General features: G+C 60.3%; 13 protein-coding genes and 1 tRNA gene. 8 read left to right on the top strand and 6 right to left on the bottom strand.

Annotated elements, in window-relative coordinates:
• Positions 1–20: 20 nt before the first annotated feature.
• The 3 genes from ASC80_RS07520 to ASC80_RS07510 form a co-directional block, all read right to left on the bottom strand.
• Positions 21–1,085 carry a hypothetical protein gene (locus ASC80_RS07520; protein ID WP_210168406.1) on the bottom strand — a complete coding sequence of 355 codons (1,065 nt, stop codon included), beginning with the start codon at positions 1,083–1,085 and terminating at the stop codon, positions 21–23.
• Between the two features lie 499 nt (positions 1,086–1,584).
• Positions 1,585–2,034, bottom strand: coding sequence for a VOC family protein (locus ASC80_RS07515; RefSeq protein ID WP_056294562.1), 450 nt, complete (start codon positions 2,032–2,034; stop codon positions 1,585–1,587).
• A 115-nt stretch (positions 2,035–2,149) separates the two neighbouring features.
• Positions 2,150–2,392, bottom strand: coding sequence for a hypothetical protein (locus ASC80_RS07510; protein ID WP_056294559.1), 243 nt, complete (start codon positions 2,390–2,392; stop codon positions 2,150–2,152).
• A gap of 218 nt (positions 2,393–2,610) precedes the next feature.
• Between ASC80_RS07510 and ASC80_RS07505 the strand changes: the two genes are divergently transcribed.
• The 3 genes from ASC80_RS07505 (at position 2,611) to ASC80_RS07495 (ending at position 4,921) form a co-directional block, all read left to right on the top strand.
• Positions 2,611–3,372: an SIR2 family NAD-dependent protein deacylase gene (locus tag ASC80_RS07505; RefSeq protein ID WP_056294557.1), complete on the top strand. Its 762-nt coding sequence runs from the start codon at positions 2,611–2,613 to the stop codon at positions 3,370–3,372.
• A gap of 187 nt (positions 3,373–3,559) precedes the next feature.
• Positions 3,560–4,228 (top strand): cold-shock protein, encoded by a 669-nt coding sequence (locus tag ASC80_RS07500; protein ID WP_056294554.1) that lies wholly within the window; start codon positions 3,560–3,562, stop codon positions 4,226–4,228.
• Positions 4,229–4,423: 195 nt separating this feature from the next.
• Positions 4,424–4,921 carry a DUF192 domain-containing protein gene (locus ASC80_RS07495; RefSeq protein WP_056294551.1) on the top strand — a complete coding sequence of 166 codons (498 nt, stop codon included), beginning with the start codon at positions 4,424–4,426 and terminating at the stop codon, positions 4,919–4,921.
• 52 nt (positions 4,922–4,973) lie between these two features.
• Here the strand turns inward: ASC80_RS07495 and ASC80_RS07490 are convergent, their stop codons facing one another.
• The 3 genes from ASC80_RS07490 to ASC80_RS07480 form a co-directional block, all read right to left on the bottom strand.
• Positions 4,974–6,434 carry a glycosyltransferase family 39 protein gene (locus tag ASC80_RS07490; protein WP_056294549.1) on the bottom strand — a complete coding sequence of 487 codons (1,461 nt, stop codon included), beginning with the start codon at positions 6,432–6,434 and terminating at the stop codon, positions 4,974–4,976.
• Positions 6,435–6,523: 89 nt separating this feature from the next.
• A tRNA-Pro gene (locus ASC80_RS07485) sits at positions 6,524–6,600 on the bottom strand.
• A 52-nt stretch (positions 6,601–6,652) separates the two neighbouring features.
• Positions 6,653–7,822: an OpgC domain-containing protein gene (locus ASC80_RS07480; protein ID WP_056294548.1), complete on the bottom strand. Its 1,170-nt coding sequence runs from the start codon at positions 7,820–7,822 to the stop codon at positions 6,653–6,655.
• A gap of 226 nt (positions 7,823–8,048) precedes the next feature.
• Here ASC80_RS07480 and ASC80_RS07475 point away from each other — a divergent pair, with 226 nt between their 5' ends.
• From ASC80_RS07475 to ASC80_RS07455, 5 genes are all read left to right on the top strand, one after another.
• Positions 8,049–8,354: an ETC complex I subunit gene (locus ASC80_RS07475; protein ID WP_056294545.1), complete on the top strand. Its 306-nt coding sequence runs from the start codon at positions 8,049–8,051 to the stop codon at positions 8,352–8,354.
• 261 nt (positions 8,355–8,615) lie between these two features.
• On the top strand, positions 8,616–10,220 hold the full coding sequence (locus tag ASC80_RS07470) for a carboxyl transferase domain-containing protein (protein WP_056294544.1): 1,605 nt from the start codon (positions 8,616–8,618) through the stop codon (positions 10,218–10,220).
• A 2-nt stretch (positions 10,221–10,222) separates the two neighbouring features.
• The gene (locus ASC80_RS07465; RefSeq protein WP_056294541.1) at positions 10,223–11,002 is read left to right on the top strand and encodes an enoyl-CoA hydratase-related protein; all 780 of its coding nucleotides are present in this window, start codon (positions 10,223–10,225) and stop codon (positions 11,000–11,002) included.
• On the top strand, positions 10,993–13,020 hold the full coding sequence (locus ASC80_RS07460) for an acetyl/propionyl/methylcrotonyl-CoA carboxylase subunit alpha (RefSeq protein WP_056294539.1): 2,028 nt from the start codon (positions 10,993–10,995) through the stop codon (positions 13,018–13,020). Before ASC80_RS07465 ends, ASC80_RS07460 begins: the two co-directional genes overlap by 10 nt.
• Positions 13,017–13,925 carry a hydroxymethylglutaryl-CoA lyase gene (locus tag ASC80_RS07455; protein WP_056294537.1) on the top strand — a complete coding sequence of 303 codons (909 nt, stop codon included), beginning with the start codon at positions 13,017–13,019 and terminating at the stop codon, positions 13,923–13,925. Before ASC80_RS07460 ends, ASC80_RS07455 begins: the two co-directional genes overlap by 4 nt.
• The last annotated feature ends 11 nt before the right edge of the window (positions 13,926–13,936 follow it).

The raw sequence follows: 13,936 nt of genomic DNA, 5'->3' as shown, positions 1-13,936 counted from the left end.
AAGTCCGGCAGCGCTGGTCGCTATGGGGTCTTGCAGGGCGAATAGAAAATCCCATTGGCCGCTTCCGTCCGCTCAAGGCAGTGCTGCGCGTCAGTGATTGTCCCTGCGACAGTGAAGTCGTAGGGCTGCCGCTTCAGCGACAGCACATAACGTCCCGGCGGCAATGGGTCCGGACTTTCGGGACGCAGAACGATCATTTCAGGATGGCCGGCCACGGGCGCGAGCCTGAACTGATATGCGACATTGCGAATGACCCAGATGTTGTCCTCCCTGGTGGTGGACGGCTTGTTATCCGCACCGAACTTCAGGGTCCGGGCGATCCGGGCGACGACGCGCGCCTCGACCCGATCCTGCCCCAGGTTGGCCAAATCGCGTCGGAAGACGATGAAGGTCGGCAGGCCGTCCGGGACAATCGTATGGCTTGGGGTGCTGATGACGCTGGACATCGCGATTCGTATGTCCGGCACCTGACCGGGCAGCATCTCCAGTTCAGACAGTTGGCCGTTGTTGATCGCGTAAGTCCCATAGACGGTTGGCAATGGAAAATCCGGCTGCGGCGGGGCGGTTGTCGCCGGCGCTGTAGTCAACGCTGACGGCGGCGCGGATGCATTGGTTGCTGCGGCAGATGGTGCGGCTTTTGAGGCGGAAGCCGGCGCCGTAACCTTTCTCACCGTCAGGCTGCCGACTCCGGTCCAGATTCCGAAATACCGCAGCGTCGCCCCGCACAGAATCAGCACCAGCACCGTGACGCCGATCCCCAGCCTTATGGCGGGCCAGGCGGATGAAGGGCGCTGGTGTTGTCGGGGTGCCTGACGCGTCGCCGCAGAATCTTGCGCGCTGCGGTCGACACCAACATCGCTGAAAGGAACATTGGAATGAGATGAATGATCGAGCCGCAGCATAGCCGCGCGGTGCGCGGCTGGGGGCGCGATCTCGGAATTCGAACCGTAAGCAAGAGCCTGCGCATCCTGCTTCTGGGAAAATGCTTCAACGCCGACGATCGCCGTTTCAAAGGCCTCCCCAAGACGCTTCGCTTCTTGCGGATCGCCGCGCAACAAATCCCGGCGCAGCTTCAGCCGGGCCAATTCGTAGATGTTCTGCCGCAACTGGGCAGGGTCTTCCTTCATGGACTCGATGATTCGCGACAGCACCAATGCGAACTCGACCTCCGGCAAACTTGTCGCCGGGACGGGATCTGGCTCGGCTTTCACTATATCGGACATGAATCTCGGGCGCCTCGCGGGATGCCGTCAGCGGAGACTGAGCAAGCTTATCGACAAGGCCGCCGCGCCAGCAATGGTTTATTCGGCGGACGCTTAAGGCCGGACGACCGCAACGTCCGTAAAAAAATAAAGCCCCGCGCGAAGCGGGGCTTTTAGAGTCCGGTTCCAAAAATGCAAGGCGGCGTTAGCGTCCGAAGAACAGCCAAAGCAAAATGATAATCGGAATCGGTACGCCCAACAGCCACAACAATATTCCTCGTCCCATCGCTGCTTCCTCCATCAACAGATTTATCGGGTGTCGGAGAAGAAACGCAGCAGATGACCAGATGTTCCGTCGGCTGAAGAAGAGTTATTTTTGTGCTTACCAGTGGCCGGTGTTCTGCATCGATGCCCACGGCTCCTGCGGCGACAACGCATCGCCCTTCTGCAGCAATTCAATCGAGTGCAGGTCCGGCGAACGGATGAACGCCATCTGACCGTCACGCGGCGGGCGATTGATGGTGATGCCGAGTTTCATCAGGCGATCGCAAGTGGCGTAGATATCGTCCACCTCGTAGGCGAGATGACCGAAATAGCGATCTTCGCCATAGGCCTCCTCATCCCAGTTATAGGTCAGTTCGACGAGCGGCGCGCCGCGGCCCTTGACCTGTTTAAGCAATCCCTCGTCGCCGGGAGCGCAAAGAAAGACCAGGGTGAAGCGCGCCTTTTCATTGTCGATTCGGCGCACTTCCTTCAGCCCCAGCGCGTCGCTGTAGAACTTCATCGCCACGTCGAGATTGCGGACGCGCAGCATCGTATGCAGGTAACGCATGTTTCTTATCCTTCGGGAGCGTCTTCACGAGAACGGTTTGCGCCCGTTTCACTAGCATAACCGAGCGTACGCAGCGAGGCGCTGCCGGATCACACTTTGCGGCGCGTTCGGAAGATTACGATACCGCGGATTTGGGCAGCACGATATCTGTCGCTTTCGGATCGCTCTTCTCCGGCGGATCCTCAGCGCACGGTCTGATTTCGTAGTCGTTATCGAGCATCCGGCGGGGGGTCTGCTTTTCCTCGTCGGATGAAACATCGACAACTAGTCCGTTTTCCGCGGCTTTTTTCCAGACTTCGGCCTCGGTCTTGTAGGCTTTGCTTATTTTCGCATCCTGACAGAACAGCGCATACGGCATTGAGGTCTCCGGGAAAAACGTTTCAGGCGCTGGAACGCCTGCTGGTGCTTATGGAATCAATCGACCTCCCGAAACGGGACGTTCGGCGATAACCGGCCCGCGCAATGTTTGTTCCAGACTTCAACGAATGAAACAGGAGGCTGCCCGGGAATTGAATTCGACATATCTATGCGCAAATATCGGCAACGACATTTTTTCCTGGAAGTTGAACAAAAGTTATGATCGCAACCGATTTTCGCAGCGGCCTCGAACGCTTGGGCGACATGATTGCCGAAGCGTCAGTCATTGTACCTTTCACCGGCGCGGGCATCTCGACAGAGTCCGGGATCCCCGATTTTCGATCGCCCGGAGGGTTGTGGGCCCGCAATCGCCCGATTCCATTCGATGAATTTGTTGCGAGTCAGGAGGCGCGGGACGAGTCCTGGCGCCGGCGATTTGCAATGCAGGAAAATTTTGCGGCGGCGAAACCGGCGCGTGGCCACCGGGCGTTGGCGGCGCTCTACAAGGCAGGCAAGGTTCCTGCGATCATTACGCAGAATATCGACAATTTGCATCAGGCCTCGGGTTTCGCGCTGGACGACGTGATCGAACTTCACGGCAACACCACCTACGCTACCTGTCTCGGCTGTCAAAAGCGTTTCGAAATCGCCTGGGCGAAGGACAGGTTCGACGAAACCGGCGAGGCGCCGTCCTGCAGCGAATGCGGACAAGCCGTAAAAACTGCAACGATCTCATTTGGCCAATCAATGCCGGAGGACGAAATGCGCCGCGCCGCCGAACTGGCGCGCAACTGCGATCTATTCATGGCGATTGGTTCGTCGCTTGTGGTGTGGCCGGCCGCCGGGTTTCCGTTGCTGGCGCGGAACAGCGGCGCAAAGCTGGTGATTATCAACAACGAGCCGACCGAACAGGACGACATCGCCGATCTGGTGATCCATCACGATATCGGCGAAACGCTCGGTCCTTTTGTCGGAAATTGATTCGCAACGGCGCAAGGCTGTTCATAGGTCCCGGCAAGTTTGTTTTTTATCTTTGCCGCATGTGTCGGAGTGTTATCGTCGAATCATAAGATTCGCGACGCTCCATCTTGAATTCTTAAGGATGGGCGCAATGAGATTGGTGTCGTCACGTTAGTGACAGACAGCACGATGTGTGGGGTCCGGGGTCATGGGGTCGGACGGTTTTGAGTCCAAAAGGATTGTCAGGCCAGAGCTGGGCAGCGGCGGAGACGGGCGGCTTTCATCGACAGAGTTTTCCAACTCGCTCGATAGGGACGCGGCGGTCGATCCGTTCACCGGTACGCCAGACGGCGTTGCCGCCAATCTGGTCGAGCTTCGGGGCATCATCAAATGGTTCGACGCTTCAAAGGGCTACGGCTTTATCGTTCCTGACAATGGCTGGCCTGATATTTTGCTGCACGTCACCATTTTGCGGCGCGACGGCTACCAGACCGCCTACGAAGGCGCGCGGATCGTGTGTGAATGCGTCCAGCGCCAAAAGGGTTATCAAGCCTTTCGCGTCGTTTCGATGGACGAGTCCACCGCGATCCATCCCGCGCAAATGCTGCCGCCGCGCACCCATGTCAGCGTCACGCCGACCAGCGGGCTCGAACGGGCGCAGGTCAAGTGGTTCAATCGTCTGCGCGGTTTCGGCTTTCTGAGCCGTGGTGAGGGCACCCCGGACATTTTCGTCCACATGGAAACCTTGCGCCGCTATGGCATGACCGAGCTGCGGCCTGGCCAGTACGTGCTGGTTCGCTATGGGCCCGGCTCGAAGGGGATGATGGCCGCTGAAATCCAGCCGGAGTCCGGTGCGGGCGGTCTGGCGTCGCACTAACGCGCTTGAGCTGTTCCGGTCGCAAGCCGGTCCGGCAGGAATGCCGAGACGGTTTCGAGTCCGCAGAGGTGCGGCCTCATTTTCAATAACGTCATCTTGAGCCATAAGCCGCACCGGTTGGATGGCGCGGTGCGGGCCGATCTGTTATCTGCCACGGGCTTCAATACGCCCGCTGCCAGAGCATCCGGATTGCCGATGACTGTCGATCGCTTACACGAAAATTCCCGCCGCAGTGCGATCATAGGACTGCTGATCGCGTTGATCGCCGCTGTCGGCGTATGGGTGCTTCAGGCCGCACCACTACGCGCCGCGGAGCTGGAGCCGCTTGAGATTGTCACCAAATCCGGTGTCCATGTTTTCTCGGTCGAACTGGCGAAGACCGAGCAGCAGCGCATGACCGGCCTCATGTACCGGAAGGAGCTGCCGGAAGGGCGTGGGATGCTGTTCGACTTTTCGCCGGAGCAGAACGTCTCGATGTGGATGAAGAATACCTTCATTTCGCTCGACATGATTTTCATCCGGTCCGACGGCCGCATTCTGCGGATCGCCGAAAACACCACGCCGCAATCCGAGAAAATCATCCCGTCAGGCGGTCCGGCCAAGGCAGTGCTCGAGGTCATTGCCGGGACGGCGCGGAAATACGGGATCGAGCCGGGCGACCGGGTCGCGCATCCGCTATTCGGATCGCGGTGACGAAGGGCACTGGATTGAACGGCCCGACGTGGGCTAGCCGAAGCGCGTCCGCTCAGGGCGTTGATATGATCTTGATCCGATAGGCCATGGCCGGGCCTGCAAAGCCTAGAAACGTCCGCGTCAGCGAGACATCGGACCACGGCCGACCACGCCCGCGTCCATCTCCGAAAACCTGGCACGGTTTGTCATCGGCCGTGCAGATGACTGCCAATCCCTCGCGCTCCCGTTCAGCACGCTCCTGACGCGACAGAATGCCTGACAATGGGCGGGCCAGTGGCATGTAAAACGCCAACCCGTCCACGATGCTGTTCGACGCGTGAAAAACACGAACCGGTGTCGGCGACAGACCGGCAACCGCGTTCGCCAGTTGCTGCCAGTGCTGCCGATGGAAATAACTTGAGTCGGACAGGTGGCGATAGGCGATCCATGGCGCGGCAATCACCGCGCAAAGACTGACAATGGCGGCAAGCATTATGGCCCGTGTGGCGGCCGCCCGAGGAACGACAAGCAAGGGCGATCCATAAAGCACGACGGGCAAAATCGCCCAGTTCGGAAACGTCCATACCGCCGTCAGCCGATGGGGAAATGCCACGTTGACCAAAGCCGGAACGATCAGGGGAACGATGAGCAGGATCAGCGACTGCTGCCGCTGCACGTCTTTCGGCCAGACCGTGTCCGCGATTGCAGCCCGGCTCGGACGAAGGGCTGCGAAGAATACCAGCGGCATCACGACATAGGCGATGGATGCGACCAGATAGCGGATCGAGTGGGCGATATCGGTCAGCGGTGCCCGCTCGGAGAAGACGCTCTGGGCCAGGAAACTGTCCGTGTCCTTGCCACGCTCCGTCAGGAGCCAGTGAAGATGCGGAGCAACGACGATCAGCGCCGCGACAGCCATGACGTAGGGGGCCTTCGACGTCCAGAATCGGCGCGTGCCCGAGCCACTGATGGCAGCGACGGCCATCCCCGCGAGAAGATAGACACCCCAATATTTTCCGAGAAACGTGAGGGCCGCAAAGACGCCGGCGAGCACGGCATCCTTCACGCCGAGATCGCGGCGCGCTCGCAGGTAATACAGGAGCGCGCCCGCCCAGAACGGCATCTGAACAAGGTTGGCATTGAACTTGATGGCCTGGAATGTGTAGAGCGGCACGAGCGCCAATGCGGCCAATCCAACGAGCGCCCGTTCGAAACTCAACTGGTCCCGCAACAGACACCAGGTGATCGCGAGCGTTGTGGTGACAGTCGATGCCGCCAGTAAATGAGCGGCCCAATTCTCGCGGGGAAAGATCGCGAACCAGGCCGCAAAAATCCATCCGCTGAGCGGCGGGTGCTTGTAGCCGAATGCGAAGTGCTCCGCCCACACCGACATTTCGCTGAGATCGAGGTGGACATCGACCGATGAGAGCGACAGGTCGGTGAACAGAAACCAGAGTGTCCCGAAGCCGATGAGCAATAATGCGACGATGGTTCGTTCCTGCTGTTGCGCAGGCGGATGCTCAACCGTGGTCATGAAGGTGGTCTCAACGTCGTTTCAGTCCGGACACGGAAACCACAACGGTCACGGTTGCTCAAAAATCAAATATACTCAATGACTTGGGCTGGTCGGGGCAGGAGGATTCGAACCTCCGACCTGCAGTACCCAAAACTGCCGCGCTACCAGGCTACGCTATACCCCGTTGTGGCCCAGTCGTTACACCGTTCGCAGGGCGCCAGCAAGGCGGCGCAGGCTCATTCTGCCGCCCGGGGTGGCTGGCCGGCGGGGACCGGGGCGGACCGCGCCGAGGGCTTGTCCTGTTTCTTGGACCAGTTCCCGTAATAGGCGACGCCCGTCAGGATCGCGAGGCCGCCGAGGCTGACGCCAAGCTGCGCCCAGATCGAGCCATAGCTCATCAGCAAGACGAAATGCGCCACGAACGACAGGAATACGCCGACGCAGAACACCTGCAATGACTGCTGCCCACATTTGATCAGCGGATCGAATATCTTCCATTCCAGGCCTGGCCAATCCTTGCGCACGAAACGCGTCACGAAAAACGCGATCACCACGAAGTGGAGAACCCGGTAGGGCGCCAGATTGGTTTTGTCGTTGGGGTTGAAAGCGTCGTACAGCCACTTCGGAAACAGTTCGCCAAAAGCCTCGAATCCACCGGCCGTGGTCATCACCAGCGCGAACAGCAGATAGGCCGTGCCTGCGATCAGCAGATAGCGCGACTGAATGACAGCCCGCGATTCCAAAGCGCCGCCGAGCGCGAACCATGCGCCGAACACGAACAGAAGCTGCCAGCAGAACGGATTGAAATACCAACTGCCGACCGGATAAGCCGACAGATTCCAGCCGAACTGCCGAGCGGCCAGATAAAGCAGGATCGAGCCGATCATGGTGAGATCCGGCTTGCGCAACAGCAGCCAGAGCACCGGCGGGAAAAATCCCATGAGCACGATATAAAGCGGCAGCACGTCGAGATTGACCGGCTTGAAGCGGAGCAGCAGGCCCTGCGTCAGGGTCTGGATCGGATTGTCCACAAGACCGGCGAGATTGAACTCGTTGATGATCTCGGCGTCGGCATACCGATAGGCAACCCATCCGATCGCGGCGATGTAAATGACGAACAGCAGCACGTGCGCGACGTAGAGCTGCCACACCCGTTTCCACAGTCGCGTCGCGCCGACGATGAAGCCGCGCTCGATCATCATCTTCGCGTATACGAACGATGCGGTGTATCCGGAGATAAAAACGAACAGGTCGGCGGCGTCGCTGAACCCATAATTCCGGGTTGTCACCCAGTTGATGACATTGTTCGGGATATGGTCGAGGAAGATCGCCCAGTTGGCGATGCCTCGGAAAAAGTCGAGCCGCAGATCGCGGCCTTTGGCGGGGAGGGTTGCCTGGATTTCCATGGGTCCCGTATCGTGCTGCTTGGGCTAAAGGGGCCTCGAAAACGCGGTACCGGATTGCGGTCTGCTCCCGGTCGAGATTGTGGTAAGGTCGCAGAAAGTCTATACCAAACTTAGGAATAAAATACGCCGACGGCAGAATCGGCTCACCGAAATCTGTCCCGTATGACTATATCAACCGTGCCGATTTCACCAATCGGACATGTAGCCCAATGGAGTTCGACCATCCATGATCGCTCGAATTTTTAAACCCGCCAAGAACGCGATGCAGTCGGGCAAGGCCGTCACCAAGGAATGGCGTCTGGACTACGAACCCGAACAGCCGCGCGTGATAGAGCCGCTGATGGGTTGGACCAGTTCTGGCGACATGAAGCAGCAATTGACGATCCGGTTTGACACCAAGGAAGAGGCGATCGCCTATTGCGAGCGCAAGAGCATTCCTTACCAGGTCCAGGAGCCTGCGGAGCCTACACGCCGCCAGGTGGCATACGCCGACAATTTTGCGTTCCGCCGAAGTGAGCCCTGGACACACTGAATTCCAGTAAATGTGAGCGGGCTCCTCGCCCAAGTACCGACGGATCGGGGACTCATGAAATTGCCCCGGCAAATGTCGGGGACATGACATTCCGAAATTCCGGTTTGCTCTATTGAGGGCGCCTGACCCAGTGCAAGCCCCTTCAATATCGTCGCAAAAGTTGTGGTTGCATTCAGCCGCCAAGCAGTGACACCTTGCGGGTCGAAGCCGTCTGAAATGGACGGAAGCAAGCAAGATCAAAATGTTACGCGGCGGGAGGCTATGACACTACGGTCCGGTATCGACAAGACGTCCGCTGATTTCACCCGCAACTCGGAAGCGATGCGCGCCTTGGTCACGGACCTGCGCGACAAGCTGTCGGCGGTTGCCGGCGGCGGCGGCGCGACATCGCGGGCGCGGCATACCGCGCGCGGCAAGATGCTGGCACGCGAACGCGTTGACCTGCTGATCGATCCAGGGACCGCATTTCTCGAATTGTCGCCGATGGCGGCGTACGGGCTTTACGGCGGCGACATTCATTCCGCCAGTATCGTCACCGGTATCGGCCGGGTCGCTGGCCGCGAATGCGTCATCGTCGCCAACGATGCGACGATCACCGGCGGCACCTATTATCCGATGACGGTGAAGAAGCATCTGCGCGCGCAGGACGTGGCGCGGCAGAATAATCTGCCGTGCATCTACATGGTCGACTCCGGCGGCGCATTCCTGCCGCAGCAGGACGAGATCTTTCCTGACGAGCGGCACTTCGGCCGTATCTTCTACAATCAGGCCCAGTTGTCGGCGCAAGGCATTCCGCAAATCGCCATCGTCATGGGATCGTGCACGGCAGGTGGTGCCTATGTGCCGGCCATGTCGGACGAGAGCATCATCGTTCGCAACCAAGGCACGATCTTTCTCGGCGGCCCGCCGTTGGTGAAGGCGGCGACCGGCGAGGTCGTAACCGCTGAAGAGCTCGGCGGCGCCGACGTCCACTCGCGACAATCGGGTGTGACCGATCACTACGCCCAGAGCGACAGCCACGCGATCGGCATCGCCCGCCGCATCATCGGCAATCTCAATCCGCCGCAGAATTCGGCGGCTGGTCTGCGCGCGCCACGCGAGCCGCTGTACGCGCCGGACGAAATTTACGGCGTGGTGCCGGCCGATGCGCGGAAGCCGTTCGATGTGCGCGAGATTATTGCGCGTATCGTCGATGGCTCGGAATTCGAAGAGTTCAAGAAACTGTATGGCACGACGCTGGTGTGCGGCTTCGCCCATATCTGGGGTTACCCGGTCGGCATCATCGCCAACAACGGCATCCTGTTCAGCGAGAGTTCTCTGAAGGGCGCTCACTTCATCGAACTGTGCTGCCAGCGCAATATCCCGTTGCTGTTCCTGCAGAACATCACCGGATTCATGGTTGGAAAAAAATACGAAGCCGGTGGTATTGCCCGCGACGGCGCCAAGCTGGTGACGGCAGTCGCCACGGCATCGGTGCCGAAATTCACCGTCGTGATCGGCGGCTCGTACGGTGCCGGCAACTATGGCATGTGCGGCCGCGCCTATAGTCCCCGTTTCCTTTGGATGTGGCCCAACGCGCGTATTTCGGTGATGGGCGGCGAACAGGCCTCGATGGTGCTCAGTCAGCTGCGTCGCGACAATATCGAAACCAAGGGCGGCAAATGGTCGGCTGAGGAGGAAAACGATTTCCGTGCACCGATCCGCGCCCAGTATGAAACACAGGGCCATCCATACTACGCCACTGCGCGGCTGTGGGACGATGGCGTGATCGACCCAGCAGATACGCGCCTCGTTCTTGGCCTCGGGCTTTCGGCTGCCGCCAACGCACCCATCGAGCCGACGCGGTTCGGCGTCTTCAGGATGTGACGATGGAAAGTCTTGTCAAAGCCTCCCGCGAAAACGACGTCGCGCGGATCGTACTCAACCGTCCTGAACTGAATAACGCACTCAATCCTCAGCTGATCGATGCTCTTCGCGCTGCACTCGACGGCACGGCAGGTGACGCGACCATAGCAACCGTCGTGCTGTCAGGCGAAGGCAAGAGCCTGTGCGCCGGCGCCGATATCAACCGGATGCGCGAAGCCGCAACGTTCACCCGCGACGATAACATTCAGGATGCGCTGCCGCTGTCAAAGATGCTGGCAGCGCTCGACCGCCTGCCGCAGACCACCATTGGCCGTGTTCACGGGCCAATCTACGGTGGCGGCGTCGGCGTGGTCGCCGCGTGTGACATCGCCATCGCATCGGCCGACGCAACGTTCTGCCTGTCCGAGGTACGGCTCGGCATCGTTCCAGGGATGATCAGTCCCTATGTGGTACGCGCGATCGGGGAGCGGGCGGCACGGCGCTATTTCCAGACTGCAGAAGTGTTCGACGCCCATGAGGCGCGGCGGATCGGGCTGATTCACGAAGTCGTCGAGCCGGATGCGCTGGATGAGCGTATTACCAAGTTGCTCAAACAACTCCGATCGGCGGCTCCGGGTGCGCGGGCCGTCGCCAAGAAACTCGCCGGGGACATTGCGGGCCGCTCCATCGACGACGCATTGATGCTGGAGACCTCGCAATTGATCGCGGATGTGCGTGCGCGGCCTGAAGCCCGCGAAGGCTTGACCGCGTTTCTCGAAAAGCGGAAGCCATCATGGAGTTGAGCGTGAACGCTGCCCGCACAGATCATCCGTTGTATCGCCGGTTCGGCACGTTGCTGATCGCCAACCGGGGCGAGATTGCCTGCCGTGTCATTCGCACGGCGCGGGCAATGGGAATTCGCACCGTCGCAATTTACTCAGAAGCTGACCGCGATGCGCTGCATGTGGCAATGGCGGACGATGCCGTGCTGCTGGGGCAGGCGCACGCCCGGGATAGTTACCTGAACATCGACCGCATTATCGAGGCTGCGCAGAAGACCGGCGCTGAAGCCATCCATCCTGGCTATGGATTCTTGTCCGAGAACGCCGAGTTCGCGCGACGCTGTGCGCAGGCCGGCATCGTTTTCGTCGGCCCGACCGCCGACATGATGGAGGCGATGGGATCGAAGTCGGGATCCAAGGCGCTAATGGAAAGGGCCGGCGTGCCGCTGGTGCCCGGCTATCACGGCGAGGCCCAGGACGACGCAACACTGACGGAGGCGGCCGACAAAATCGGCTTTCCCATCCTGGTCAAGGCGTCGGCGGGCGGCGGCGGACGCGGCATGCGGGTCGTGCGCACGGCCGAGGAGCTTGCACCGGCCATTGTCAGCGCCAAGCGCGAGGCGAAAGCTGCTTTCGGCGACGACAGGATGTTGATTGAGAAATACGTCGACAATCCGCGCCACATCGAGGTGCAGATTATCGGCGACAGCCACGGCAATCTGCTATCGCTGTTCGAACGTGAATGTACCCTGCAACGGCGTCATCAGAAGGTGATCGAGGAGGCGCCGTCGCCGACTCTCAATCCGGCGCAGCGCGAAGCGGTCTGCGCGTCGGCCCGCAAGGCCGCAGCGGCCGTGAGTTACGTCGGCGCGGGCACGATCGAATTCGTCTCCGATGGACGCGATGTGTTCTTTATCGAAATGAACACCCGCTTGCAGGTGGAGCACCCGGTCACCGAACTGATTACCGGCGTGGATCTGGTCGAGTTGCAGTTGCGGGTCGCCTTCGGCGAAAAATTGCCAATGACGCAGGATCAACTCGTGCTCAACGGCCACGCCATCGAGGCGCGGGTTTACGCGGAAAATCCCAACAAGAATTTCATGCCTTCGGTCGGACGCATTAAGACTTGGCGTACGCCACCTGAGGCCGATGGTCTGCGGATCGATGCCGGGTATCGCGAAGGCGATACGGTGTCGCCGAACTATGACGCGATGCTGGCGAAAGTGATCGCATGGGCGCCAACGCGTGATGTCGCAATCGACCGCCTCAATCGTGGACTTGAGGAGACCGATGTTCGCGGCATCGTCACCAACATCCCGTTCCTGTCGGCGCTGGTCACGCACCCGCAGGTCCGCGCCAATGCGATCGACACCGGGTTCATCGAGCGAGAACTGGCGGCCCTCACCACGCAGCGCGCCGCGTTCTCCGATCTCGAACTCGCAGCTTGCATCGCGGCGATCGTGCAAAGTGAGCGGGTGACGGCGCGGACAATTATCGGTTCGCCGTGGCAAACCGCAGGCTGGATGATGGCCGGGACCCGGCAGCGGTCGTTCGTGTTCCGCGAGGAGATGCAGGAGCACAAGGTCACCCTTCGCTATGGACGCGGCTCCTCTGTACTGGTGGTCGATGGCCGCGAGATAGCCTTCGATCATGCGAGCGGAGAAACAGGCGACATCCATGTCACGCTCGATGGTGTTCAATCCCGCGTGACCGGCGTGGTCGGCAGGCACGAAGTTTATGTCCGTACCCGCAACGGCCGGTTCGAGGTTCACTGGGTCGACCCGTTCGGCATGGAGGATGAGGAACAGTCCGGCGCGGATCGTGTTGTGGCACCGCTCCCCGGAACCGTGGTCGCGCTTCTGGTCGAGGAGGGCGCTACGGTTGAGAAGGGAGCCGCGATCGTCACTCTGGAAGTGATGAAGATGGAGCAGACCCTGCGTGCGCCGTTCGCCGGCAAGGTGATCCGCCTGAAATGCAAGGTCGGTGATATCGTGCAGGAAGGCGTCGAGCTCGCCGAGATCGAACCGGCCCAGCCATGAGCGATCAGGTCCGCATTGTTGAGGTCGGTCCGCGTGACGGCCTCCAGAACGAGAAGACGCCGATCACGGTCGAGGCGCGAGTGGCGTTCATCGAGAATCTCGTCGCTGCCGGACTCCATACGGTCGAGGTCGGAAGCTTCGTGTCGCCGAAGGCGGTGCCGCAGATGGCGAGCTCAGATCAGGTTTTGCGCGCGGTCGATCATCATCCGGGCAGCGAATTTCATGTTCTTGTGCCGAATGAGAAAGGTTACGACGCAGCGCTTGCCGCCGGGGCGAAGGTGATCGCGGTGTTCGCGTCAGCCTCCGAGGGTTTTTCGCGCGCCAACATCAACTGCACGATTGCGGAATCGATCGAGCGGTTCAAACCAGTCATCGCGCGCGCCAAGGCTGACGGCATCAAGGTGCGCGGCTATATTTCCTGCGTGTTGGGCTGTCCGTATGACGGCGAAGTCAAGCCGGCACAAGTGGTGCCGGTTGCTGATCTGCTGTGGCAACTCGGTTGCTACGAAATTTCGCTGGGCGATACCATCGGCGTCGGCACCCCGTTGAAAGCGCGGCAGTTGCTCCGTGCCGTCGCCGGGTCGGTTCCGATGGCGAATATCGGAATGCATTTTCATGACACCTACGGGCAGGCGCTCGCCAATCTCTACGCCGGACTGGAAGAGGGCGCGCGCGTTATCGATTCAGCCGCTGGCGGTCTTGGCGGCTGCCCCTATGCGCCGGGCGCGACCGGCAATGTTGCCACCGAGGACGTGGTCTATATGCTGGAAGGCATGGGCATATCGACCGGTGTCGACATGAAGCGGCTCGTTGCTGCTACCAATCAGATCAGCACACTGATCGGCAAGCCGCCGGTCAGCCGTGTCGCGTCGGCGATCAATGCCGCCCAACGAAAAGCGAGCTAACGAGGAACATG

Origin of the sequence: Afipia sp. Root123D2 (assembly GCF_001425835.1) — a bacterium.
GTDB lineage: Bacteria > Pseudomonadota > Alphaproteobacteria > Rhizobiales > Xanthobacteraceae > Afipia.
The sequence above is the reverse complement of the archived record's forward strand: the minus strand, read 5'-3'. Positions and strand labels throughout refer to the sequence as shown.

What these genes read in the sequence shown, in the direction of transcription:
- ASC80_RS07515 (WP_056294562.1), bottom strand. Translation starts at nt 2,034, where the DNA reads ATGCGTTACCTGCATACGATGCTGCGCGTCCGCAATCTCGACGTGGCG.
- ASC80_RS07510 (WP_056294559.1), bottom strand. Translation starts at nt 2,392, where the DNA reads ATGCCGTATGCGCTGTTCTGTCAGGATGCGAAAATAAGCAAAGCCTAC.
- ASC80_RS07505 (WP_056294557.1), top strand. Translation starts at nt 2,611, where the DNA reads ATGATCGCAACCGATTTTCGCAGCGGCCTCGAACGCTTGGGCGACATG.
- ASC80_RS07500 (WP_056294554.1), top strand. Translation starts at nt 3,560, where the DNA reads ATGGGGTCGGACGGTTTTGAGTCCAAAAGGATTGTCAGGCCAGAGCTG.
- ASC80_RS07495 (WP_056294551.1), top strand. Translation starts at nt 4,424, where the DNA reads ATGACTGTCGATCGCTTACACGAAAATTCCCGCCGCAGTGCGATCATA.
- ASC80_RS07490 (WP_056294549.1), bottom strand. Translation starts at nt 6,434, where the DNA reads ATGACCACGGTTGAGCATCCGCCTGCGCAACAGCAGGAACGAACCATC.
- ASC80_RS07480 (WP_056294548.1), bottom strand. Translation starts at nt 7,822, where the DNA reads ATGGAAATCCAGGCAACCCTCCCCGCCAAAGGCCGCGATCTGCGGCTC.
- ASC80_RS07475 (WP_056294545.1), top strand. Translation starts at nt 8,049, where the DNA reads ATGATCGCTCGAATTTTTAAACCCGCCAAGAACGCGATGCAGTCGGGC.
- ASC80_RS07470 (WP_056294544.1), top strand. Translation starts at nt 8,616, where the DNA reads ATGACACTACGGTCCGGTATCGACAAGACGTCCGCTGATTTCACCCGC.
- ASC80_RS07465 (WP_056294541.1), top strand. Translation starts at nt 10,223, where the DNA reads ATGGAAAGTCTTGTCAAAGCCTCCCGCGAAAACGACGTCGCGCGGATC.
- ASC80_RS07460 (WP_056294539.1), top strand. Translation starts at nt 10,993, where the DNA reads ATGGAGTTGAGCGTGAACGCTGCCCGCACAGATCATCCGTTGTATCGC.
- ASC80_RS07455 (WP_056294537.1), top strand. Translation starts at nt 13,017, where the DNA reads ATGAGCGATCAGGTCCGCATTGTTGAGGTCGGTCCGCGTGACGGCCTC.